The organism is Lentilactobacillus dabitei, assembly GCF_019061365.1.
GTDB lineage: Bacteria > Bacillota > Bacilli > Lactobacillales > Lactobacillaceae > Lentilactobacillus > Lentilactobacillus dabitei.
The window spans coordinates 1-23261 of sequence record NZ_JAHPPD010000009.1 but is presented as its reverse complement, the minus strand read 5'-3'; the positions used below and the strand labels follow the sequence as shown (position 1 = coordinate 23261).

Annotated in this window: 24 protein-coding genes and 1 riboswitch; of the genes, 2 read left to right on the top strand and 22 right to left on the bottom strand. The window is 40.3% G+C overall.

The window, feature by feature from the left end:
• The first annotated feature begins 266 nt into the window (after positions 1-266).
• Positions 267-1664, top strand: a complete 1398-nt coding sequence (locus KTE19_RS02490) for an amino acid permease (RefSeq protein ID WP_217341546.1) — start codon at positions 267-269, stop codon at positions 1662-1664.
• Positions 1665-1799: 135 nt separating this feature from the next.
• Here the strand turns inward: KTE19_RS02490 and KTE19_RS02485 are convergent, their stop codons facing one another.
• Positions 1800-2966, bottom strand: coding sequence for an ROK family transcriptional regulator (locus tag KTE19_RS02485; protein ID WP_217341545.1), 1167 nt, complete (start codon positions 2964-2966; stop codon positions 1800-1802).
• A gap of 774 nt (positions 2967-3740) precedes the next feature.
• On the opposite strand from KTE19_RS02485, the gene KTE19_RS02480 reads away from it, so the two are divergent.
• Complete coding sequence (locus KTE19_RS02480; protein ID WP_249778562.1) at positions 3741-5153, top strand: sugar porter family MFS transporter; 1413 nt, start codon at positions 3741-3743, stop codon at positions 5151-5153.
• A gap of 245 nt (positions 5154-5398) precedes the next feature.
• On the opposite strand, the gene KTE19_RS02475 is transcribed toward KTE19_RS02480, so the two are convergent.
• From KTE19_RS02475 to KTE19_RS02375, 21 genes are all read right to left on the bottom strand, one after another.
• Complete coding sequence (locus KTE19_RS02475; protein WP_347339393.1) at positions 5399-6268, bottom strand: NAD(P)H-dependent oxidoreductase; 870 nt, start codon at positions 6266-6268, stop codon at positions 5399-5401.
• A gap of 8 nt (positions 6269-6276) precedes the next feature.
• Positions 6277-7050 carry a tyrosine-protein phosphatase gene (locus KTE19_RS02470; RefSeq protein WP_347339392.1) on the bottom strand — a complete coding sequence of 258 codons (774 nt, stop codon included), beginning with the start codon at positions 7048-7050 and terminating at the stop codon, positions 6277-6279.
• Between the two features lie 44 nt (positions 7051-7094).
• Positions 7095-7538, bottom strand: a complete 444-nt coding sequence (locus KTE19_RS02465; protein ID WP_217341542.1) for a EutP/PduV family microcompartment system protein — start codon at positions 7536-7538, stop codon at positions 7095-7097.
• A 26-nt stretch (positions 7539-7564) separates the two neighbouring features.
• A complete protein-coding gene (locus KTE19_RS02460; RefSeq protein ID WP_217164592.1) occupies positions 7565-7837 on the bottom strand; it encodes a EutN/CcmL family microcompartment protein in 273 nt (90 codons plus the stop codon).
• 70 nt (positions 7838-7907) lie between these two features.
• Positions 7908-8231, bottom strand: a complete 324-nt coding sequence (locus KTE19_RS02455; protein WP_217164590.1) for a BMC domain-containing protein — start codon at positions 8229-8231, stop codon at positions 7908-7910.
• Positions 8232-8348: 117 nt separating this feature from the next.
• Entirely contained in the window at positions 8349-8792 is a 444-nt protein-coding gene (locus tag KTE19_RS02450; protein ID WP_217341541.1) for a cupin domain-containing protein, read from the bottom strand.
• The gene (gene eutH / locus KTE19_RS02445; RefSeq protein WP_217341540.1) at positions 8782-9900 is read right to left on the bottom strand and encodes an ethanolamine utilization protein EutH; all 1119 of its coding nucleotides are present in this window, start codon (positions 9898-9900) and stop codon (positions 8782-8784) included. The genes KTE19_RS02450 and eutH overlap by 11 nt, the downstream gene beginning before the upstream one ends.
• 28 nt (positions 9901-9928) lie before the next feature.
• On the bottom strand, positions 9929-10201 hold the full coding sequence (locus tag KTE19_RS02440) for a EutN/CcmL family microcompartment protein (RefSeq protein ID WP_217341539.1): 273 nt from the start codon (positions 10199-10201) through the stop codon (positions 9929-9931).
• Positions 10202-10215: 14 nt separating this feature from the next.
• Positions 10216-10839, bottom strand: a complete 624-nt coding sequence (locus KTE19_RS02435; protein ID WP_217341538.1) for a hypothetical protein — start codon at positions 10837-10839, stop codon at positions 10216-10218.
• A 9-nt stretch (positions 10840-10848) separates the two neighbouring features.
• Positions 10849-11478: a phosphate propanoyltransferase gene (gene pduL, locus KTE19_RS02430; RefSeq protein WP_217341537.1), complete on the bottom strand. Its 630-nt coding sequence runs from the start codon at positions 11476-11478 to the stop codon at positions 10849-10851.
• The gene (locus KTE19_RS02425; RefSeq protein WP_217341536.1) at positions 11447-12127 is read right to left on the bottom strand and encodes a hypothetical protein; all 681 of its coding nucleotides are present in this window, start codon (positions 12125-12127) and stop codon (positions 11447-11449) included. The genes pduL and KTE19_RS02425 overlap by 32 nt, the downstream gene beginning before the upstream one ends.
• Positions 12128-12167: 40 nt before the next feature.
• Positions 12168-12476 (bottom strand): ethanolamine utilization microcompartment protein EutM, encoded by a 309-nt coding sequence (gene eutM, locus KTE19_RS02420; protein ID WP_217341535.1) that lies wholly within the window; start codon positions 12474-12476, stop codon positions 12168-12170.
• 29 nt (positions 12477-12505) lie between these two features.
• The gene (locus KTE19_RS02415; protein WP_217341534.1) at positions 12506-13987 is read right to left on the bottom strand and encodes an acetaldehyde dehydrogenase (acetylating); all 1482 of its coding nucleotides are present in this window, start codon (positions 13985-13987) and stop codon (positions 12506-12508) included.
• On the bottom strand, positions 13984-14589 hold the full coding sequence (locus KTE19_RS02410) for a BMC domain-containing protein (protein WP_217341533.1): 606 nt from the start codon (positions 14587-14589) through the stop codon (positions 13984-13986). Before KTE19_RS02410 ends, KTE19_RS02415 begins: the two co-directional genes overlap by 4 nt.
• Positions 14590-14603: 14 nt before the next feature.
• Positions 14604-15257, bottom strand: coding sequence for an ethanolamine utilization microcompartment protein EutL (gene eutL / locus KTE19_RS02405; RefSeq protein ID WP_217341532.1), 654 nt, complete (start codon positions 15255-15257; stop codon positions 14604-14606).
• A gap of 35 nt (positions 15258-15292) precedes the next feature.
• Positions 15293-16225, bottom strand: a complete 933-nt coding sequence (eutC, locus tag KTE19_RS02400; protein ID WP_217341531.1) for an ethanolamine ammonia-lyase subunit EutC — start codon at positions 16223-16225, stop codon at positions 15293-15295.
• 17 nt (positions 16226-16242) lie between these two features.
• A complete protein-coding gene (locus KTE19_RS02395; protein ID WP_217341530.1) occupies positions 16243-17607 on the bottom strand; it encodes an ethanolamine ammonia-lyase subunit EutB in 1365 nt (454 codons plus the stop codon).
• 31 nt (positions 17608-17638) lie between these two features.
• Complete coding sequence (gene eutA / locus KTE19_RS02390; RefSeq protein ID WP_217341529.1) at positions 17639-19072, bottom strand: ethanolamine ammonia-lyase reactivating factor EutA; 1434 nt, start codon at positions 19070-19072, stop codon at positions 17639-17641.
• 114 nt (positions 19073-19186) lie between these two features.
• Positions 19187-20626, bottom strand: a complete 1440-nt coding sequence (locus KTE19_RS02385) for a histidine kinase N-terminal domain-containing protein (protein ID WP_217341528.1) — start codon at positions 20624-20626, stop codon at positions 19187-19189.
• The gene (locus KTE19_RS02380) at positions 20619-21194 is read right to left on the bottom strand and encodes an ANTAR domain-containing response regulator (RefSeq protein ID WP_217341527.1); all 576 of its coding nucleotides are present in this window, start codon (positions 21192-21194) and stop codon (positions 20619-20621) included. The genes KTE19_RS02385 and KTE19_RS02380 overlap by 8 nt, the downstream gene beginning before the upstream one ends.
• 148 nt (positions 21195-21342) lie before the next feature.
• Positions 21343-22482 (bottom strand): 1-propanol dehydrogenase PduQ, encoded by a 1140-nt coding sequence (locus KTE19_RS02375; protein ID WP_217341526.1) that lies wholly within the window; start codon positions 22480-22482, stop codon positions 21343-21345.
• 267 nt (positions 22483-22749) lie between these two features.
• A riboswitch (adenosylcobalamin (AdoCbl) riboswitch) is annotated at positions 22750-22893 on the bottom strand.
• Positions 22894-23261: the final 368 nt, after the last annotated feature.

Below are 23261 nucleotides of genomic sequence, written 5' to 3'. Positions count from 1 at the left end.
ATCCAAACCCGGGATTTCCGTTACCGGTGACTTATGTTCCGACTTCTATCGCTTGGTTCCACACTCTGAAAAAACTTTTTCATTTTCATAGGCAGAGCGCCAGATTTGCCTTATTTTCATTAAAAATATTTTAGAATTACAAAATGATGTTAAAACTTTCTCCCGAAAATGCCACCACAATGGTCATCTGTGGTAGGATAATGCCACTTTGATTAGAGATTCTCTAATTTAAGCTATTATTTAAATTTTTGGAAGGAAGTTAGCTCATGGAAAAATCTCAGATTACTGAAAATGCAGATGGCACGATGCGGTCCTTAAGCAATCGCAACGTTCAAATGATTGCGATTGGTGGCACAATTGGTACCGGGTTGTTTCTTGGATCCGGAACCACCATCAGCAAGACTGGGCCCTCTATTTTATTAGTTTACTTAGTGTTAGGGATCTTTTTCTTCTTAATGATGCGATCCATCGGTGAAATGCTTTATTCCGATCCCTCACAACATACATTTGTTGCCTTTATTACCCGCTATTTGGGGCCAACAGTTGGTCACTTCACAGGCTGGACTTACTGGCTGGGGCTTTCATTTTGTGCCATGGCTGAAATCACAGCCATTTCTACTTACATTCAATTCTGGTTCCCCAACATCCCATCGTGGATTATTCAATTAGCCTTCTTGGGAACCCTAGCGTCAGTTAACCTAATCGCCGCCAAAGTGTTTGGCGAGGCGGAATTTTGGTTCGCTTTAATTAAGATTATTGCCATTCTTGCCTTGATCGCTACTGGGACGTTCATGATGTTCAGTCATTCAGTCACCCCACTTGGTCATGCATCCATTCAAAACATTTTTCATAACTTCACAATGTTCCCTCATGGTGGCTTAGGATTTATTTCCGCCTTTCCAATGGTTTTCTTTGCCTTTCAAGGAATCGAATTTGTCAGCATTACCATCGGTGAAGCCGAAACCCCTCACAAGATTATCAAGAAAGCCGTTAATGAAACCTTACTGAAAATCTTGATCTTCTACTTTGGCGCTTTAATTGTCATCATGGGGATTATTCCTTGGACCCACCTCAACGCAGCCAGCAGCCCATTTGTTCAAGTATTCAAATTAGCTGGTTTCCCTGCAGCCGCTGCTATCATTAACTTTGTTGTGTTGACGTCAGCTTCATCATCGCTGAATAGTTTCATCTTCTCAGCGGGACGCCACATGTATCAAATTGCTCAAGAAAATCCGGAAGACAGCTGGATGCACCAACACATTGCCAAGATTTCCAAAAACGGCGTTCCCGCTGCCGCAATCATTGTCTCAGCACTCTTCTTATTGATCACCCCGATCATGAGCTTAACCAGTGCCACTGCTTCCGTCTTCACGATTGTTGCCGGCTCATCTAACGACATGTACATCATCGTTTATGCGCTTGCCATGATCGCTCACAGAAAGTATCGTGAGTCGACCGACTTCTTGCCAGATGGCTTCAAAATGCCTTGGTACTCAGTCACCAGCCCACTCACCATTGCCTTCTTTGGCATTATCTTTATCACGTTGTTCTTCATCCCACAAGATATCATCGGTGCGATCGGCGCAATCATCTGGACCGTCGTCTTCGGTGGCGTGACCTACCTGCATCAACGCAGCTTGGTTACGGCAAATGCGGAACAGTAAATTGATTATCTGATTCTCCTCCAAATATAACAAAATAGCCACCAACCAAGCGACATGTGCCCGGTTGGTGGCTATTTTGGCTTGTTACTTATAACGTACAAGTTTTGAGAGTCGTTCCGACTCGATGGTCGCTCACTACTCTTTCAATTCAAATGCCAAATCATAGTCGTCCATATTCAACACCCGATGGGTCACCAACGAGCAGCAACCCAACAAGGTCGCGTAACCTGAATGCACGATTAACCGAATTGGAATCTTCATCCCCAATTTCTGAGTGTTGGCAACCACATCATCAAAGAGTGATGGGATCGCTTCAATGAGTGGCGAATTGATATACAGCTCCTCGGGGGCAAAGCTAATAGCCACGTTGTAGATGACCCGAGAAATGGCATACGTAAAGTGAACCAATTCTTTTTGAACAATCTGATCACCGGCCTGATTCATCTTAACCAAATCTTCTCTGGTAAGATGTTGCCGCTTTGTTTGAGCTTCCACCTGATCAATAATGGCATCCTCAGAACAAAAATCTTCCACTTTATCATTCTTATTATCCGTGAAATTTTCGGTAAACATCAACGAGCGGCCAATTTCACCCGCTTCACCATTAAAGCCACGATACAACTGCTTATTGAGGACAATTCCGGCACCGATTCCTTTATGAATACTAATGGCCACAATATTATCCTTATCGCGGCCATCGTTGAAATCCCGCTCGTAGATGCCTGAAAGGTTCGCTTCATTTTCCAAAATAACGGGAATATCAAACTTGGTTGAATACCGGTCAACTAAATCCACTCCATCCATATCAATGAACGGTGAATTCAAAATTTGATTATCCTGCACAATCCCGTGAATTGAGAACCCAATTCCAAGCAGGCCGTGCTTAGTTTGATCATTTTGAAACGAGGCCGCCAGTTGCTGGTCGATTATGTCCACAATTTGATGAATATTGCGGCCACCAACCTCAATTCGCTGGTAGTAAAAAACTTCACCATTAACATAATTGCCCATCACGTGAAGGTGACGAAACCCTAGGTCAAAGTTCATCGTGTAGCCATAGCGCTCATTAATTTTAACCAGCACCGGCTTGCGGCCACCGGCGCTGGTAGATTCACCCGAACCGACCTCTTTCAGGATGCCTTTTTCATCCAACTCATTATAAAGGGCCGAAACCGTTGACTTATTTAAATTCAACCTTCGCGAAATATCGATTCGTGAAATATTTTTATTATTAAAAATTTGTTGGAGAACCAAATCCAGGTTTTGCTTGTGAAATAGCTCCCTCCCCGTTGCATTTACCATTGACTTTATTCCTTCCCATTGACGTTTACTAAAATTGCACTCTTCACTAACTCTATACTCTACAACCAATATACCAAGTTTGGCAACAATGATGTTATCAAAAGTATAAGGCATTTATCCCGCTGAAAATTAGTCTAAAATGTAAGCGGTTGCTTTTCAAAAATAAATGTGCTAGTATTTCTTTCGTTGGAAAGTTCATTCAACAAACCAACTATCTCAATCAACTTACATTGTTTGTTTCCCAGTGTCAATAGTTTAAAGCCAAGAGACCTTTCGAACGTTAATAATCAACCAATTGTTGGTTACAAGAATGGCCTCTCGGTGGCAGTGAATTAGGACAGCTGCTCAAAACCTAACCGCTTTGTTCAGCTCACTATTTTTAGGACAGCTCCGTAAAGCAGAAACTTCCACCTAAGCACCTTCTGCAAAAATCCCAGAGACGGGGATTTCTACAGAAGGAGACTTAGGCTCCAGTTTCTAACCGCTTTACTTAGCTCACTTATTTCTAGGACAGCTCCGCAAAGCAGAAGTCTGCACGTAAGCACCTCAACCAAAAATTCCCAAACCCGGAATTTCCGTTTGAGGAGACTTACGCTCCGACTTCTAACCGCTTTGCTCTGCTCACTATTCTTAGGACAGCTCCGCAAAGCAGAAGTCTGCATGTAAGCACCACCGAGAAAAATTCCAGAACCGGGAATTTCCCTCGGTGGAGACTTACACTCCGACTTCTAACCGCTTTACTTAGCTCACTTATCTTTTTAAGAGGTGCAAAATATGGAAAATTCTTCAAAGCCACAAGTTAAGATTCATAAAGTATCAGCCGGATTTGTCTACTTCTTTGGCGCTTTAGGTGGACTACTATTTGGATACGATACCGGAGTTATTTCCGGGGCGATCCTCTTTATTGAAAGGCAACTCCATCTAGATTCATGGCAGCAGGGCTGGGTCGTTAGTGCCGTGTTACTTGGCGCGATCCTGGGAGCTGCCGTGATTGGACCAATGTCTGATCGGTTTGGTCGTCGAAAGCTCGTTTTGTTATCAGCTATTATCTTCTTTGTTGGGGCAATTGGCTCCGCTTTTTCACCAGAATTCTGGACACTGATTCTATCGCGAATTATCTTGGGGATGGCCGTTGGGACCGCCTCTGCCTTGATTCCAACCTATCTGGCAGAACTATCACCTGCCGATAAACGAGGCTCAATGTCTAGTTTGTTTCAGTTGATGGTTATGACTGGAATCTTCCTGGCTTACGTTACTAACTACGGGCTATCCGGTTTCTACACAGGCTGGCGTTGGATGTTAGGATTTGCCGCCGTTCCAGCAGCGTTGCTATTCTTTGGCGCCTTGATCTTGCCGGAAAGCCCCCGTTTTCTGGTTAAGGCAAACAAGCCCGAAGAAGCAAAACAGATTCTTAAGATCATGAATAAAAAGAACCCTGGTGTCGTGGATAGCGAACTTTCTGACATTAAGGAACAGGCAGCCATCAAGAGTGGCGGCTGGAAAGAATTATTTGGTAAATTAGTTCGTCCTTCCCTCGTGATTGGGGTTGGTTTAGCCATCTTCCAACAAGTCACGGGCTGTAACACCGTGCTTTACTATGCCCCAACTATTTTTACCGACGTTGGCTTTGGTGTATCCGCCGCTTTGATTGCCCATATCGGGATTGGAATTTTTAACGTAATTGTAACCGCTATCGCCGTGGCAATTATGGATAAAATCGATCGCCGAAAGATGTTAAACATCGGTGCCATGGGAATGGGCGTCTCTCTATTGGTTATGAGTTTTGCCATGAAGTTCTCCGGTCAAAGTCTGACCGCCGGCGTGATCTGTGTTATTGCCCTTACCATCTACATTGCGTTCTTCTCCGCAACTTGGGGGTCTGTAATGTGGGTCATGATCGGTGAAGTCTTCCCACTAAACATTCGTGGGCTGGGTAACTCCTTCTCAAGCGTGATCAACTGGAGTGCCAATATGATTGTTTCATTAACTTTCCCACCATTGCTTGACTTCTTTGGTACCGGAAGCCTGTTTATTGGGTACGCCGTTCTCTGCTTCGCTTCAATCTGGTTCGTTCAAAAGAAAGTCTTCGAAACCAGAAACCGTTCTCTCGAAGATATCGAAGAAACCTTGCGATCTCGAATGGCAAAATCAGATGCTAAGAATATGGAAGCACACAGTAATAATTAATTTCAATTAAATAATTTTAAAAGGCCGGCAGAATTGTGAGACGATATCGCAATTTAGCTGGCTTTTTTATATTAACTTTGGATTAGGAATTTTGAAGATTCGTTCTAACCAAAGGTTTCAATCATTTGGTTGCCAGGACATCAATTAATAATAACGTATTCAAAACAAAAAAGATTGATACTTGAATATCAACCTTAAAGTTTAAAATATTATATTTCATCAAAATCGATTACTGAAAAATCAACCTAAATAGTCAACGCTTTTAGTTCTGCATAATCTGCGAAGAAGCTTTGAACAAATGAGCAATTTGGCTCAATTACAAGGTCAAATAACGTTGCCAGCATTACTAGTTTCAAAAGAACTTTAGACGCATTGCCTTTTCCAACAAAACTGGGATAGGTACTAATTCTGTTTATAGTTAGAACGCAACCGGTAATCTGATAGCGAGCTTCACAGATGGTTTCTTCATCCTTATTCAGGGCAACCAGTCGATCATTTTGAAAATCAAACTTTTGAATCTTGTTCAATTGTTCATCTTGAATCGAAATTTCACATGATCCAAACACTAAATCTGGATTTATCAATTTCAAAAGTCCTGTAACAGCATTATTTAGCAAATTATTTACAAAATCGTTATTTAGGAAACCGCTGTCATTAAATAGAGTTTGAACAGATCCAAGATAGATTTCGGCAGGTTGAACAAGTTCCATTCCGAGTGATAGGACAATTTGTTTGAGATGCTGACTCGCACCAAACCCTCCCATTTTACCAACAGAGCAGGAAACCACAATCGCCGGTTTCCCAGCAAAAATCTTCTTTTCTGACCTGGATCCAATATCCAAGGCATTCTTCAAGCATCCCGGAACAGATCTATTATATTCAGGGGTTACAAACACTAATCCATCGACATCGTTGACCTGCTCCCTAAATCGGTTCCATGAATTAACTTCTTTACTCTCTAAATCCTCGTTGAACAACGGAAGATCATTAATACCGATTACCTTTGGAATAACTTCTACAGGAAATAACAACGCAATGTTTTTTGCCAACTGCTTTGAATATGATCCCTGTCGCAGGCTACCAACCAACAGACCAACTTTCTTCAAGATAAGCACATCTCCAATCAAAACTCCAGATATATTTGCTGTAACTTTGTTATATCGTCGGCTGTTAGGCCCACCCAATCCTTCAAATATTGCTGGACGCCACCAAAGGTATAATTGATAATTGCAAAAGCAGCATCAAAATAATCCAACGATACCGTTGACAAGGAAAACAATGATGTAATGAACTGAGCATTCATATTTGCTGCAATTGCATGTTCAATTCTCCTTTGAACTCTCGAAAAAATCAGCTTATTTGTTAAAAGATAATCCTGTTTAGTGATCCACTCATCAACTCCGAGGGCACCAAGAATTAATGCAGCAATAATCCCCGTCCTATCCTTTCCAGCTGAACAATGAAAGAGGATATTTTGTCTTTCCCCACTATTCAGTAATAATTGAAAGAACTTTTGATAAGCCCCTTGCGGTTGCTTGCCAATCGCAAGCTTTCGATAAACCTCCATCATCCGAATATGCCCACTATGAGGATCACGTGAATAAAGACGATTCATCTGATTGATTACTTCCGAGCTTTCAGTCTCATCATCATTAAATAACGGTATTTGAACATATTCAATTTCAGATGGCAAAGCGTCTGGAGATTTCAAAATTTCAGCGTCTGATCTCAAATCGATTACACAATTAACACCATAATTGAGTAAGATGTTTTTGTCATCTGAAGAAAGATCAGCCATCTCTCCCGCACGAATTAATTTATTCCACTTGGTATGCTTACCATTAGAGGTAATATAGCCACCAAGATCTCTCACATTGATAGCTTGAGATAGATTTATGAGTCTCTCGTTGATCTTGATTACCCCCTCAAAAGAATAATGACCTATTGTGCAATCTTCAAAAATCGGCTTACCAATTCAACCCCATCATTACACTTTGCTGAAACATATAATACTTTTTCAGCACCTGCAGAAATAAGTTGATTTGACGCCCAATCGATATCATGCTGACTGGTAGCATCATCTAATTTAGTCACAATCCCAATTTTAGGTTTAGGAAACATACTTCCAAAATTTGGTGAGAAAGTCTGTCGATGATCCGCTGCACTTTGCAACAATACAACGACATCAGCATCTACCGCCGTTATTGTCAACGCGCTGTATCTCTCCCTATGCTCCAAGAATTCCCCAGGGGTGTCAATAACTTGATTGCCACGGTAAAATTCAATGGCTTGCGTCTTTTTATAAGAGAGGGCGCTCCCTAATAATCGTTGGCAAAGGGTTGTCTTACCGCAACCAACTGCCCCAATGAAAATTGGTTTCTTCATACGATCGATGTCTCCTTAAAAAATCATTACATATCAAAACTGTCAATAATCCCAACAATCGCAGCATCCATAACATCTTCATGAGGATCCAAATTATCTTGACTATTTCGTGCACCTGCACCACGAACGTATAGCACATATTCCCCGATACCTGCACCGACAGTATCTGCAGCAACCTCTTGACGTTGTCGTGGGGAGCCTGTGTAATCTACTTCCTGGACGATCATCAGTTTACGGCCAACCAATGATTCATTCTTTTGAGTTGAAACAATACTGCCAATTACTTTCCCCATATACATCTTACTCACCTACCTTCTTTACATACTGCCAATTTGGGATTATGCGTTAATACCTACATCCAAAGGTATCTCAAGTTCGGGTTATTCCAGAAACCGAAAAATCAAGGATGCTCCGTAATTTCGACACAACTTGATGAAGTGCGGCATCAACTTCAGATACTTCACCATATACCACTACAGAGCCACTAAAGCGATCGATAAATCCAAGCTTTACGCTTCCGGCCTTGGTCGCAATATCACTTGCTATAATCGAAGCTTCACTAGGAGTAATTGTCAAGATACCCAATGCCGTATGCTGTTCACTTAAGCCTAATTTTTCAAAAATATCTTTATCGGGATTTGCAATGATATGAGCCAATGTAATCTGCTTACCTGGAACATATTCTTGAATCATCCGTTCAGGCTTATGACTTTGATCCCGTATATCAGTATTTTCCAATGTATTCCCTCACCTGAAGCTTCAGCGTACTCTCTAAATTAGAGCTTTCTTAGCACTAACCTGTAAACTCAATTACTTTTGGTCTTCCCAGTCTGCAGGATATGTGATATAGATAAATCTTGATTCTTTTGGTGCAGAAAATTTAATCTGGCTACCTTTGGGAATAAGAATCATTTGCCCAGCGCCGGCAGTTGCCGTTCCATTTCTACCAATCACGCTCAATTCTCCTGAAATGACATAATCAACTTCATCGTAATTAAGCGTCCAATCAAAGGTACTTTCTTTCATCATCATAAGCCCAGCCCCTAACCTTGGGCTTTCTTTTAGATCAAAGAAATCTTTCGTGTAAACTTGATCATTAGGATTACCAGTATCCATTCGATCGCTTTCATCGACATTCCATTCTGGCAAATCTATTGTAATCAGGCCATCAGCAGTAACTTTCTTTTTTGAACTCAATTTTTCCAAAACAATTTGCTGAACCAGGGCTTCAATTTGTTTTCGATCAATGTTCATCGGCTGTCACACTCTTTTCTTTATCTTGTTTACCGAGAACCCGATTAGCCATAAACATTGCAACACCAATGGCTGTAATTCCGGCAACTAGTTTCGACACGATCATTGGGAAAATCATATCTTTGGCAACCCCGGCAGTGAATCCAAGATGATCCCCAAAGACGAAAGCTGCAGAAACAGCAAATGCAACGTTAATAATTTTCCCTCGATCGTCCATATCTTTCATCATTTCGAACATTGGAATATTGTTTGCAAGAGTTGCAACTAAACCGGCAGCTGCGGTCTCATTCATTCCCATTGCCTTCCCCATCTTGATCAATGGCTTATTAAACAACTTGGTAATGACATACACCAGCGTAAATGCACCAGCTAAAGTCAATGCAATACTACCAACAACTTGAATACCACCTCGAACGGAACCAACCCCTGGGATGAGCTTCACACCAACCATTGATTGAACCGCACCAAGTGCTAACCCAAATGTTCCAATCACAACAATTGCCTGTCCAAAGACCGAGAACCCTTTTATCATCGCTTCCGGTTTGAACCACAAACCAAGTGCAATCAAAACAGCAAATAAAATGATTGGTACCAAGTTTTTAAGAACGGCAACAATTGGCATCCCCATGATCAAACCACCCACGAAACAACCAATTGGGATAGTGATCATACCCGATAAAACACCAGTAGCTAAGAATTTATGATCCTTTTTGTCAATAATTCCTAGAGCAACTGGGATAGAGAATACAATAGTAGGCCCCATCATTGATCCAAGGATCACTCCAGCAAATAATCCAGCTTGAGGATCTAATGCCATTTTTGCTGCAAGCTGAAATCCACCCATATCAATTGCAATTAGACTTGTTGCAAACATTGATGGGTCTGCACCCAAAAATTGGTAAAATGGCACAACAACTGGCGACAAAATTTTTGCCAGGATTGGAGCCAAAATGATAATACCAACCATAGAAAGCGCCAAAGAACCCATTGCCATAATACCTTCATCAAACTTTGCACCTAATCCAAAGTGATTTCCAAACATTTTGTCAAGAGCTCCCAAAGCCATAAAGAGCACCATGATATACATAATAATTTCATTAATTCCCATAAATAACGACCTCCTCTCAAAATTCAAATCAATGTTCATCAATTGAATCAATAATTCCAATAATTGTTGCATCTATTGGGATCATCTCTTCTGAAGCAATCATTCTCGCTCCTGGACCTTCAACAATCAATACTTGTTCACCATATCCTGCGCCAACCTCATCTCTGGCAACAATCCTTCTTGTTTGCCAGTCAACTCCAACTTGTTTATCAGCAACATCGACCAGCATAAAGCGTGATCCAGACAGACTTTCCACCTTTTTAGTTGACCATAAATTACCAACCACTTTTCCTGTAACCATGCACTGGCCTCCTACTACCTGTTTTCCATATTTATTTGATGTTGCTTAAACCAATCTGATGCTAGCGACGTTAGCAATTCCCCTGAGTTAACAAGGTTTTCATTATTCAGCAATCTTTCTATAAGAACTGATTCTGTAATGAACTTCTTTTTAACCTGTGTAGGCCTGGTCAGTTTTTCAAGCTTGACCAAAGCCTCCTTTAACTGTTCATCACTATTGATAAATTGAATATCAAACTTATTAAGGCGCTCTAAAGCTCGTTGAAGCAAACGCCACACCTCAAATCGAGTTGTGTGCCGATACTTACTCAATTTAGGAGCATCATCAAATATCCAAATCGGTTTCCCAGCAAGTAAAAAACTAATGACCTGTTTCGTCAGAGAATCAACAACATTTAAGTTACTAATCGCTAACAGTTGAGTTAATGTTGCCTCACGAAGACAAAGCAGGATAGCATCGCTATCCTGCTTTGTCCCAAACTCTAAATGATAGTCAGCTGAAAGTTTTTGCAGATACTGTGCAGGATACGTTTTATTTTCTCCTCGACAGAGAATCTTATCTTCTGTAACTGCTTCAAGTTTTTTAATCACTTGATCCGTTATAACTTGAATAATCTTATCTATTTCAGTAGACTGCATTTTTAAGACCTACTTTTTATATATCGTGCCTCGCATTCCTTTGCCTAAATTACAAGCATTGGCTTCATCAAAATCTACATGCATCCGGGTTGCAAACTTTTTACTCACTCTAATAACCACATTTTCAAAAATCAATCCACGTGAACCAGGAGTTTTCACACTCACGATATCGCCATTTGCAACACCAAATAAATGAGCATCTTCAGGAGTCATGTGAATATGTCGTTGAGCAACAATGACCCCACTATCCAGATTTATTCTTCCACCTCGACTAATCAAGGTTATTCCAGGGGTTTGATCCAAATCCCCGCTTTCTCGTATTGGCGCTAAAATACCAAGTGTTCGAGCATCCGTTAATGAGACTTCAACTTGTGATTGTTTCCGAACGGGTCCCAGAACAGCAACGTTTTCTAATTGTCCATTAGGTCCAAGAACTGTTACCCATTCTTTACTGACAAATTGTCCCGGCTGAGATAATGGCTTAACCGGTGTTAGCTCATGTCCATCTCCAAACAACGCTTCAACAGTTTCTTGATCCAAGTGAACGTGTCGCGCGGAAGCCTCAATAATAAATGAAGTCTTGTTACGAAGTTCTTTTACGATTTCCTCAACGATTACGTTTAAATTTTGCGTTTCCATCACCGCCCTCCAACATTAGTTTCGTCCAGTCCTGAAGCATATTCTCCCAGGACACAATCGTCTGACAATATGTTGACTCAGCCATATTTGGTTGAACCAGTATATAAGCATTTAGGATTGTCGCCGTTTCAGCCAAACTCTCTTGAATCATTTGTATACCCAAAGTATTTGGCTCACTTAGGTTCAATTCTATTAATTTCAAATTTAAAACCGAATAATCATCATTTGCTATAATTTGATCATAATCAACTGTGACAATCTCATTAACGAACTTTACTAGATCTGTCACAATTTCTAGGTCAACATCTTTTTTCTGCTGATCAAGCAAGGTTAAAACTAATAGAAATTGTTTGCGAAGACAATACTGTAAGCTAATAAGAGGGGTGGCAAAATGATTGATTTTATTAAAGTCGATAGATGGATAATCAACTTTAATGTCATTCATCCAAGGATTCTTAGCATCAACTTGACGTTGTGTTTCAACAACATCTGATTTACCTTGTTCAATTTTGATCTGATGTTCTCCCAAAAAGCTACGGGCAGAGGGAGTTAAAATCGTACCCCTTGGTAAAGTAATCTGTGCATTATCGGTCAATTTATTTTGTTTCATTAATTGGCGAACAGAATATTCAGTTAGTAGTTTGTCCAAGAGGCACCCCCTTTCGTATAAGACTTACGAGTTGCCGTTATTAATCCTCGCTGAGGTTAGCTTTGTCATTTAACATATGTGGTAATATTTCATCAACTTCGTTGTGTGGACGTGGGATTACATGAACCGAAATCAATTCACCAACCTTTTCACTTGCTGAAGCACCAGCATCTGTAGCTGCTTTAACGGCACCAACATCCCCACGAACCATAACTGTAACAAGCCCAGCACCAATTTGTTCTTTACCAATCAAAGTAACATTTGCAGCTTTAACCATTGCATCGGCTGCTTCAATTGCACCAACTAAACCTTTTGTTTCGATCATTCCAAGAGCGTTTGTGTTTGACATAATAATTTCCTCCTAAATTTCTATCTGTATTATTTAATCTGCGCTAAAACTTGTCGAACAAGTTCTTCAACCAATTGTTCATGATCCAAATCACCGCTTGATTCAATACTATGAGTTTGACTAACGCTACTATCTGCCTTAATATCTTTGAGCTCACGCATACCGACTGCAACTCGTTTCAAGTTCATTAAGTTCATTGGGCTGATGTTATCAGAAGTAGCACTGCCACCAATTGCACCACATCCCAAAGTCAATGCTGGATTCAAATCGGTCGTCGCACCAATTCCACCTAAAGCCCCTGGTGTATTAACCAATACACGTGAAGCAGGCACTAGAGAGGCATATTGGCGAATCAATTTTTGATTTTCAGAATGTAAGATTGCGGTATGACCTGCACCTTCATTTAGCAACAATTTAGTTGTAAGAGCTGCAGCTGCATTACAATCATCAACTTCAAAGTAAGCTAGGATTGGCGTTAACTTTTCTCGAGAATATGGATCATCCGGACCAATGTTTTCCTCGGAATCCCTGGCAATTAATACTCGGGTCCCCGCTGGAACATCAATATCTGCTAAATCAGCGAGTTGTTTAATGGATTTCCCAACAATTTGTGGATTCATTGTGCCATCAGCTCGAAGAATAAACTTGGAAAGTTTGCCAATTTCATCGGAAGTTAAGAAGTAACCACCCTGGTTTTCCAATTCTCTTCTAACTGCATCTTTATTGGCTTCTTCAACAATAATCGATTGTTCAGAAGCACAAATTGTCCCGTTATCAAACGTTTCAGAATCCATAATTCGCTTAACAGCCTGAGCAACGTCAGCACTCTTTTCAATATATGCTGGACCATTTCCTGGGCCAACGCCTAGTGCAGGTGTTCCCGATGAGTAAGCTGCATGAACCATTGCACCCCCACCAGTAGCAAGAATTAATTTAGTTTCATCATGGCGCATCAACTCATCAGTACCGGCAAGCGTTGGAATTGTAATTCCAGAAATCAATCCAGCTGGAGCACCGGCTTTATAAGCCGCTTCACTGACAACTTTAATGGCTTCCAGCGTACATTCCTTAGCCTTAGGATGAGGTGATATAACGATTGCATTCCCAGATTTTACTGAGATAATTGATTTGTAAAATACGGATGAAGTTGGGTTGGTTGATGGAATCAATCCAGCAATGACACCAACTGGAACAGCCATATCAATGATTTTATGTTCTGGATCCTCTGATAAGATTCCTACCGTTTTCATATCACGATAACGTTCATTAACTGTTTTTGAACCGAAAATATTTTTTAATACTTTATCCTGCCAGATACCATAACCCGTTTCCTTTTGTGCCATCTTAGCCAATCGTTCGCTGGCTTCTACACCCGCGTCTGCCATTGCTTGGCAAATTGCATTCACCTTTTCTTGTGAAAACTGACTAAAGATCTTTTGCGCGCGGGTTGCTTGATGCAATAGCGTTCTAACTTCCTGGATTGAAGCTAGGTCCTCATCTGTTAAATTCAAATGTTATCCCTCCTTTGTAAATCTTTTAAGATGGCCTGGATTAATACTCGTTTTGTGCCCATCTTAATTTGCTTCTTTGTTAATGTCTTGATCTCCATTCGATATGCTTGTTTTCTTAAGTCAACAACTCGCATCCGTTCTAATGCTTTTGGATCAGTTACCCACTTAGGATCTACTTTGGATTGTGTTTTCGTATTTGTTGCCCCATCAGCATCATCACTGGTATCGCTTACATTTTTTCTAATTGACGCTGGCTTTTCATTCGTTTCTATCAACTTAGCTTGCGCCTCATTCATAGTTGGCTTTGCTTGAGATAGCTTTTCAGGAGTAGGTGGCTGGGATAATCCAATCACTTGCTGGTCTAATCGAGCAATTACTCGATTAGAGATCAAGCAATTAAATTGTTCGATGCTTGAAACTCCAGCATCAACACCGGCATTCACAGCTGCAACATCTCCAGTCATCAGAACCGTCACAAGTCCTCCACGAGTGATGTGGAGATCTTGCAAGCGCACTTCCGCCGCCTTCAACGCGCTATCGGCTGCAACCACAGCTCCCAAGAAGCCTCTCACTTCAATCATTCCGAGACTTTCAATTTCCACAATTTGTCACATCCTTAATCCACCTTTGGCACTGCGGCGATTTCTTTAACTGCGTTTGCAAAGGCGTCACAGGCAGCCTTACATGCTGATTGGCTTCCGATTAACAATCCGCCACCAAAGTTGGTTTCCGAAGGTGGGCCATAGAGTACCCCCATATCTACATCGGCCGCCTTCATAGCAGCATCAATGCCATAAATCGATTCAAGTGGTGGTGCAATGAGGTAGGCGATTGCGCCACCCTCAGCAACACCTGCAACTTTTGATAAATAACTTCCAGTTCGAGAAATTGTATGAGCAAAGTAAACAATACTGTCATCATCATTCGCACTCACAAAGTGAGCTTCCTCTTCAATAACTTGAACACAAGTATCAAGACCACTTCTAACTTCTGCCGGATTTGGTCCACCGAGGATACCGATAACCTCTCCAGCCAATTTTGTTGATGCATTTCCTGCACCTGCATACATACTCTTCCCATAAACAATTTCCACATCAGCAGTTTTGGTTGCTTCATCCAGGGCAACATATGTCACATCATCACAATCTGATGTTATGAGGCCAAGACTTTTGATATGATTGGGTAAATCTAATGATGTTGCGAGTGCTTCATCGACGTTGGGAATCAACCTCGTACTTAAAACATTTGCTTTAATGAAATCATCTTTCAATGTGCGATTCCTCCTTTCATTTTAGAAGAATTCAATTAATTACCTGCATTTTCTGCGGCTTTCAGGTCAATACCAGACTTCTTGAGTCGTAACATCTTGTCCAACATTTCCGCAATGTAGGCACCCGCTTCAACGGCAGGCAACCCACCATCATGGATATTTGATACAACCGTACGATTAGCTTCCGGCATTCCGATCTTCGGCTTATAAGCAATGTAAGCACTCATAGACTTAGCAGTTACCAGACCAGGGCGTTCGCCAACCAGCATACATACAACATCCGCATTGGTAATCTCACCAATCTGATCCTCCGCACCAACTCGAGCATATTTAACAAAAATAACATCTTTGGTTTCAAAGCCAAGGTTATATACTTTTAGACCTTGTTGGATAGCTGGAATAATATCTTTCACATTTGCCTCAATAGCTGCAGAACTAAGGCCATCACCGACAATCATTTGAATTTTTGGGTTTGGTGTCACCCCATTTTTTATCTTAGCTACCATTTCATCAGAGAATTTTCTCCCATAATCTGGTCTAGTTAAATACTCGTCCTTTGACGTACACGTGGTTTGAGTTTCCAAGAAGCCCATTTCCTTAGGCAGATTCGGATCAACATCACTAAATACGGCATCTTGAGCAGCAGCATGATCAGCTCTAAATCGAAGAACTGAAGCGGTTTTATAACGACAGCCTGCCCGCCACATCCCCAAACGAGCGGGAGTAAATGATTTAATCTTTAGATAACCCTCTCGATCGTGTGGATGAGGAACTAGAAATTGTTTACGTAAGTCAATTTTCGTAATGTCATCCAACACTTCACCCGATGCAACAGAACCAGCAGTTGTACCAGAAGCGATGTTGCTACCCTGAGTGTTAGAAATTGCTTTCTTTTCTGAAGAACCTTTACCTGAAGTCATATCTGTTAAGATACCTTCGATCATTGTTTTCAAATCTTCTTCATTCATGTCATATCACCTTCTTCTTAGTTTAAGAAAATCGAAGCATCACCAGCACGTTCGGTTAATTTGCCGTTATGGCTGAGATCCATATTCTCCATCCATTCTTCAAATTCTTTAATTGGATGATAACCAAAGATTTCACGAATTGTTGCGGTTTCTTGATATCCAGTTGACTCATAGTTCAACATAACATCATCAGCATGAGGAACCCCCATAATGTAGTTACAGCCGGCTGCACCAAGAAGAACTGCAAGGTTTTCCGCATCATTTTGATCTGCTTTCATATGGTTGGTGTAACAAACATCACATCCCATTGAGATTCCTTGTAATTTACCCATGAAATGATCCTCTAGCCCTGCTCGAATAACTTGTTTTGAGTTATATAAGTACTCAGGGCCAATGAATCCAACCACAGTGTTTACAATATATGGATCAAACTTCTTCGCGAATCCATAACAACGTGATTCCATCGTTAACTCATCAGCGCCAAAGTTTGCTTCTGCTGATAATTCAGATCCTTCACCAGTTTCAAAGTACATCACATTAGGTCCAGCAGCTTGTCCCTGATGAAGCGTTAGATCACGAGCTTCACTGAGCATATCTGCTGTAATACCGAACGCTGTGTTCCCTTTTTCTGAACCAGCAATAGATTGGAAACAAAGTCCAACAGGTGCCCCACGCTTGAGAGCTTCCATTTGAGTTGTAACATGCGCTAAAACTGAACATTGTGTTGGGACATCCCACTGTGCCCGGAATTCTTCAAATTTGTTCAGGATCTTAACAACATTATCTACTGAGTCATCATTAGGGTTTAAGCCGATAACTGCATCCCCAATGCCCATACTCAATCCTTCCATCACTCCGGCCATAATACCGTCAATATCGTCAGTTGGATGATTTGTCTGAAGTCTTGAAGAGAATGTACCTGGACGACCAATCGTTGTATTAGCAGTCTTCTCAACATCAATTTTCTTTGCTGCAACAACCAAATCCATATTTGTCATTAGTTTCGTAACTGCAGCCGCCATTTCAGACGTAATCCCTTGGCGAATTCGTTTGATTTCGTGATCTTGCGTATTATCATCCAAAATCCATTCGCGGAAATCTGAAACCGTCCAATTCTTAATTTCTTCGTAGATGCGCTTATTAACACCATCAATAATAATCCGAGTAACCTCATCATCTTCATACGGAACAACTGGATTGTTATATATGTCTTGAAGTGTTAAATTACTCAACACGACTTTTGCAGCAACTCGTTCAGTTGCGTCTGTCGCAGCTACACCAGCTAACTCATCTCCTGATTTAACCTCGTTGGCTTTTGCCAGGACTTCCTTTACTGATCCAAAACTATACAAATGATCAAATAACTTCGTCTGTAAAATCATTCTGTTGCCTCCTTTTACTACTTAATATTTGTTAACCGAAAACTAAAGTCTTCACGATAACCGGCAATACCTCTCCCCCAGCAATTGGTTCTCCAATATCGATGTAATCGCCATTTTCAACTTTGACACTATCAATGCATACAAACGGGTAATGCGCCGGTAATCTCGCAAACATACTATGCCCTAAAGCCTTTGCCATATCTTCATGGATCATGATAATCAGTGGCTCATGTTTAGCTATCAATACCTGAGCGCCTTTAACAATCCCTGCAGCATAACGCTGAACATCATCGAATGATGGGCTATGTTTCCCAACTAATGCAATTGCCACGTTATTGAGTTCGTTTTCAACCTGATACCAGCTAATCTTTTCACTTATTTTTTCTGATAGGTCCTCAGACTCTAGTAGCTCATCACTCTGAGCAATTTTGAGAATTGGTAAATTCCGTAAGGGCAGGATACCGTCTGTATAAGCAATTGTGCTACCAGTTACGTCAGTTGTATGAGATCCTGCACCAACAACTGTTGCCCTAATTGTTTCAATCGATGGATAAACTGTTTTCTCTTTGAAAATGAGAGAATTGCGAACGCCACTTCCCAATAGCAACCCAATATCCCCATATCGAAACTCATCGGCAGGCATTGTTTCATTCAAACAATCGGCTACACCTCCTGAGAATGTAACGCCGTCAATCCTATTTTCAGGATGAAGAGGATGATTGGTGATGAACGTATCAAAGTATGGGCTCTTGGTTCCTAAGCCGATTGAATTTTCTAACACTTGAACTAAACAATTGATAATTGGCTTTAGCTCATCAGCAGTTACAATCATTTCTTCTTGGATATTTAATTCAAGAGAACTGATTAATTCCTTTACCTTAGGAGAAATATAGGTAATTCTGTGTTCTTTAGGTGTAACTTTTATAAGTCGTCCGCCAACGTCAAAGCACGCGGTATCAATAATGTCTTCATCGCTGAACAACCCCAGGTTACTTGTTCCACCCCCAATATCCATATTGACAATATTTTTTCGATGTTCTTTAGCTAGCAGGTTCGTACCAGCCCCTTTCCCTGCAATGATACTTTCTAAATCAGGTCCAGCCGTTGCAACAACAAAGTCACCTGCATATCCGCTCAGTGCTTGAGTGACTGCGCTCGAATTTTGTTTTCTCGCAGTTTCACCTGTTATAATGACGGCTCCCATTTGAATATCCTGCTTGTCAATTCCAGCTTTTTGATACTGATTAGCAACAAATCTCTTTATAGCATTTGCATCGATTTCAGTTTGAGTTGATAATGGCGTAAAGATAATATCGCTTTTATATATAACTTCTTTTTTTGAAATATTAATTCTTGGAACTGAAAATGCTGATGCAAAATTTTTAATCGTTAATCGAGATAATACAAGTTGCGTAGTTGATGTTCCCAAATCAATTCCAACGCTCAAAATTTGATCATCTTTCATTTCGCCCCTCCTTTCAAAAAAATGGAGCTCAAGATCAAGCCACTATTACTTCTAGAAGACATCTTCTAGAAGAATCGTAGGTTTGATCTTGAGCTCCATTGCTCCTTCGCAACTTCAGTGTTGCGTTTTTTGATCAAATGAGAAACTAACGTCCGTTCCCTTTTGTGATGATTCAATTTTCAAACGACCTAATAACTTATCGGAAACATAACTACGGATTATTGTTAACCCTAAACTACCAGTACGGGTGTGGTTCAAATCAAATCCAATTCCGTTATCTTTTACTCTTATGGTAATTATCCCATCGGCTTCTCGACCTTCAATTAAGACTCTGCCGGTGGAAATAGTCTTTGCTGAAAAAGCGTGCGAAACAACATTTTGAAGGAGTTCATTAATGATGATCGAAACCGTCACAACTTGATCACTATCGATTTGAATTGACGGATCAACATCTAGTTCAATGTTCAGTTGATCTGCTCGATCATTTAATTGAACAAAGTGAGAAATTAATAGCTGAATCGATTCTTTTAAATTTGTCGCGTCTCCAAGTTGTTTGGACATCAACTCATAGGTCGATGCAATTGCCATAATTCGGCTAACACTTTCATTGAGAACTTTTTTTGCCTCCGCACTTTTCAGACGACGTTGCTGAATTCGTAACAGAGAAATAACAGACTGCAAGTTATTCTTTACTCGATGATTAATTTCGCGAAGCATTACTGACTTTGAAACAATCTCCGCTTCCTTAATTTTAACCTCCGTTCTGTCCTGAATCAGGATAACCAATTGCTTACTTTTTTTATTCCAAAATTTTCTAGACAGGAAAAAATAATTTAAATAATTAAAATTCGTAATCATTGGTTGACTAGCCTCTGGCATTTGTCGTAGTTGCTGATACACGTGGTCAAAAGTCGTGCCATCAAGAGAAAGGTTTTCGTAAGTTTGACCGATAACGTTTCCAATATAGCCAACCTTTTTATACAGAGCTAATGCAGTCTGATTGGCAAGAACCAATTTGCCACTCTGATCAAACCCCAAAATTGCATCACCCAGCTGATCAGCAACATGTCGATCTAAGCGCCCAAACATTTGAATTGCGGCCGATATATCGTTGTAACGTGTCTTTCCGTTTTCACCCTCAAAATCATTTAATACATCATGTGAAACATCGGACTCAACAATCGTTGTCCCAATAACTTTGTCACCATTCAGAATCGGAAAAATCTTTTGATGAATAAGCTTTTGTTCTTGAGTTTTTGCCAACAAATTTACTGATTTCAGCTTTGTCCCAAATGTATGGAATACGCCAGGCTCGTTTTCTCTCAAGGCAGCCTTGCCAACAACTACTTCGTGATAAAGGGAAGGCACATTTTGGGGAAGCTTATGATAAACAACCAATGCATTAGTGTTGAAATCATTTAAAACATCAATGAAGACATCAAAATCTTCAAAATTTCGATTATTTTCAATTGACTTGATCTCTGTTACTAATCGGCCAATATCTTTTTCGCTTAAACTTGTATATTCGCGACACATTTCTATTAGTTTATTCATTAGGCATCGACACTATCAATTCGGCAATATCATTCATTGGTCGTCGTTTACTCATACTTAATTTACGTAGCATTTGATAAGCAGCATCTTCTGACAAATGATTCTCCTGCATTAGAATTCCTTTTGCCCGTTCAATAATCTTTCTTTGCTCTAATTTCGTATGGAGTTGTTGAACCTTTTCATTCAATTTGTTGGAACGTTTACCATATGCAAGTCCAACTTGTATTGTAGTGAGCAAAGAGCGCTCTGATAGCGGTTTCACGAGATACCCGATTGCACCAATTTGACTTGCAGTAGAGGTGTCCTCCTCATCGCTATATGCAGAAAGGTAGACAATTGACTCTGCCAACTGTTCATCCAAAATCTTTCTCCCAGCCTTTAATCCATCAAGCAAAGGCATCCTAATATCCATAATCACAACATCCGGTTTTTCCTGTTGGCAAATGTCGATAGCTTCGAAACCATCCCCACCTTCACCAACAACTTCATATCCAGCTTGTTCAACTATGTCCCGGATATCCATTCTTGTGATTGGCTCATCATCTACAATAGCTATTTTTTCTTTCATGGTAAACACTCCTTATTGAAACGCCAATTTCTAAATGTACAACAACGCAATATCTTGGAATCCAATTGTTAACAATTGAGCAAAGCGAATTAAAACAAACCTTCGTAAATCCTTTTAAAGTATAAAGCATTTAGTACAATGGCGTCAATTAGGAATAACTTTTTTCTAGTATATCCAAAACTTGTTCTTGGCTCGGCTTTCTTGGATTAGTGACCGTTGTCCCATCTTTCAAAGCGGCAGCGGAAATTTCATTCTTCGTTTCATCAAACTTTTGTCGATCCAGTCCATACTCGGCAAAACTTGCTGGCATTTTAAGCCTCTTTCGTAATTGAACAATTGTTGTAATCAATCGTTTTACAGCAATTTTGGGATTATTAACAGGAATTCCAATCAAGCGAGCCAAATTTGCATACTTAGTAGCGGCTCGATTAGGTTGTTCCATAATTCCTTTATCCAATTCTGAATTAAAAGCAATAATTTGTGGCATCAGGATTGTATTCAACCGACCATGGGCAATATGATATTGAGCACCAGCAGCGTGGGCAATCCCGTGGTTCAACCCAAGATTAACTAGGTTAAATGCCATCCCGGCAATACAAGAAGCATCATGCATCTTTTGTCTGGCTTCCATATCTTTTCCATCTTTGCTGACACGCTCCAAGTACTTAAATACCATTTGGAACCCTTTTTCGGCGAGGGCATCCGAAAAATCGTTTGCATCAGTAGAAACGTAAGCCTCTAAGCAGTGGGTCAATACATCCATCCCAGTATCAACCGTAATGTTTTGTGGAGCCGAGGCAACAAGTTCCGGATCTAGCAAAGCAATTTTAGGTAAAATGTCATCCGTCACTAATGGATATTTAATCCCTTTATCGGTATTGGTAATGACAGCAAAATTCGTAACTTCTGAGCCAGTACCACTCGTCGTCGGAATAGCAATCAAATCCAAAGTTTGATCATCCTTGGCCATCTGTTTGGCAAAATATTTCATTCCTTTACTTGCATCAATTGCCGAACCACCGCCAACAGCTACCAACAATGTAGCACCGAATTTCTGAAGTGCTTCAATACCTTCAACAATTGTTGAAATTGATGGATCTGGATGAATGTCTGAAAAGATTTCGATTTTGTTGTTACTTTTCAGATGATCAGTAATTTGATCCAAATTACCTGATTTCACCATGAATGGATCTGTTACAACAAAGATTCTTTGATCATTAATCTTATTCAATCCAGCAAGGGACCCATCACCTGTCCAGATCTGAGTTTTAAACTGTATTTTTTCCAATCAGCAAACCTCCTTTATAAACATTTAGTTTATAAATAAAAACAAAACGACGCTTCGGGACACCTATGATCTAGGTATCCCAAAGCGTCATTGCTTTTTTAGTACGCCATTGTACTAGTATTATTTTTATTTACGAATGAAGTATAGCGCTTACATTTATGAATGTCAACAATTTCTCTTAACAAAAAAAGCCGCTATTTGGCGACTTCCCATAAACGCCGTTGTTCATGTTATTGCACGCCTTTGTACAATAATTTGTTGATATGAAAAGCACTCCATCTAGGCTCGAGACAGAATGCGATGCGGGCAACAAATAAAAAGATCTGACTTATAGCATATCGCTAATTACAGTGGCGAGACCGTACCGGAATTACACCGGTTTCCATTTATCCGTTGCACTTATTCAAATCAACAATCAAACGATATCATAATTAACATAATATAGTCAACATTATTTATCTAATCAACCCAATATCTCATCATAATTAAAAAGCTTCCATGAACTCGCAATATTTAAAGCTTGAATTATGTAAATGTAAGCGTTACACTTATCACAAATGTTTGGCAAAGGCGCCAAATAATCTACTCATGGTTGAGCAGGTTATTTGGCGTCTTTCTTTGCGTACTAAGGAGGGAACTTACATGCAACTATATACTAAAGTTGGCGATAAAGGTATGACTAAATTGGTCAATGGTAGCTGGATGTAAGCTGATTCCTGAGACAACTTTTAAGAGAGCGTATAATGAATAAATCGTCTCTCAAAAGGAAGGAATTTTTA

What these genes read in the sequence shown, in the direction of transcription:
- KTE19_RS02490 (WP_217341546.1), top strand. Translation starts at nt 267, where the DNA reads ATGGAAAAATCTCAGATTACTGAAAATGCAGATGGCACGATGCGGTCC.
- KTE19_RS02485 (WP_217341545.1), bottom strand. Translation starts at nt 2,966, where the DNA reads ATGGTAAATGCAACGGGGAGGGAGCTATTTCACAAGCAAAACCTGGAT.
- KTE19_RS02480 (WP_249778562.1), top strand. Translation starts at nt 3,741, where the DNA reads ATGGAAAATTCTTCAAAGCCACAAGTTAAGATTCATAAAGTATCAGCC.
- KTE19_RS02465 (WP_217341542.1), bottom strand. Translation starts at nt 7,538, where the DNA reads ATGAAGAAACCAATTTTCATTGGGGCAGTTGGTTGCGGTAAGACAACC.
- KTE19_RS02460 (WP_217164592.1), bottom strand. Translation starts at nt 7,837, where the DNA reads ATGTATATGGGGAAAGTAATTGGCAGTATTGTTTCAACTCAAAAGAAT.
- KTE19_RS02455 (WP_217164590.1), bottom strand. Translation starts at nt 8,231, where the DNA reads ATGATTCAAGAATATGTTCCAGGTAAGCAGATTACATTGGCTCATATC.
- KTE19_RS02450 (WP_217341541.1), bottom strand. Translation starts at nt 8,792, where the DNA reads ATGAACATTGATCGAAAACAAATTGAAGCCCTGGTTCAGCAAATTGTT.
- eutH (WP_217341540.1), bottom strand. Translation starts at nt 9,900, where the DNA reads ATGGGAATTAATGAAATTATTATGTATATCATGGTGCTCTTTATGGCT.
- KTE19_RS02440 (WP_217341539.1), bottom strand. Translation starts at nt 10,201, where the DNA reads ATGGTTACAGGAAAAGTGGTTGGTAATTTATGGTCAACTAAAAAGGTG.
- KTE19_RS02435 (WP_217341538.1), bottom strand. Translation starts at nt 10,839, where the DNA reads ATGCAGTCTACTGAAATAGATAAGATTATTCAAGTTATAACGGATCAA.
- pduL (WP_217341537.1), bottom strand. Translation starts at nt 11,478, where the DNA reads ATGGAAACGCAAAATTTAAACGTAATCGTTGAGGAAATCGTAAAAGAA.
- eutM (WP_217341535.1), bottom strand. Translation starts at nt 12,476, where the DNA reads ATGTCAAACACAAACGCTCTTGGAATGATCGAAACAAAAGGTTTAGTT.
- eutC (WP_217341531.1), bottom strand. Translation starts at nt 16,225, where the DNA reads ATGAATGAAGAAGATTTGAAAACAATGATCGAAGGTATCTTAACAGAT.
- KTE19_RS02395 (WP_217341530.1), bottom strand. Translation starts at nt 17,607, where the DNA reads ATGATTTTACAGACGAAGTTATTTGATCATTTGTATAGTTTTGGATCA.
- eutA (WP_217341529.1), bottom strand. Translation starts at nt 19,072, where the DNA reads ATGAAAGATGATCAAATTTTGAGCGTTGGAATTGATTTGGGAACATCA.
- KTE19_RS02385 (WP_217341528.1), bottom strand. Translation starts at nt 20,626, where the DNA reads ATGAATAAACTAATAGAAATGTGTCGCGAATATACAAGTTTAAGCGAA.
- KTE19_RS02380 (WP_217341527.1), bottom strand. Translation starts at nt 21,194, where the DNA reads ATGAAAGAAAAAATAGCTATTGTAGATGATGAGCCAATCACAAGAATG.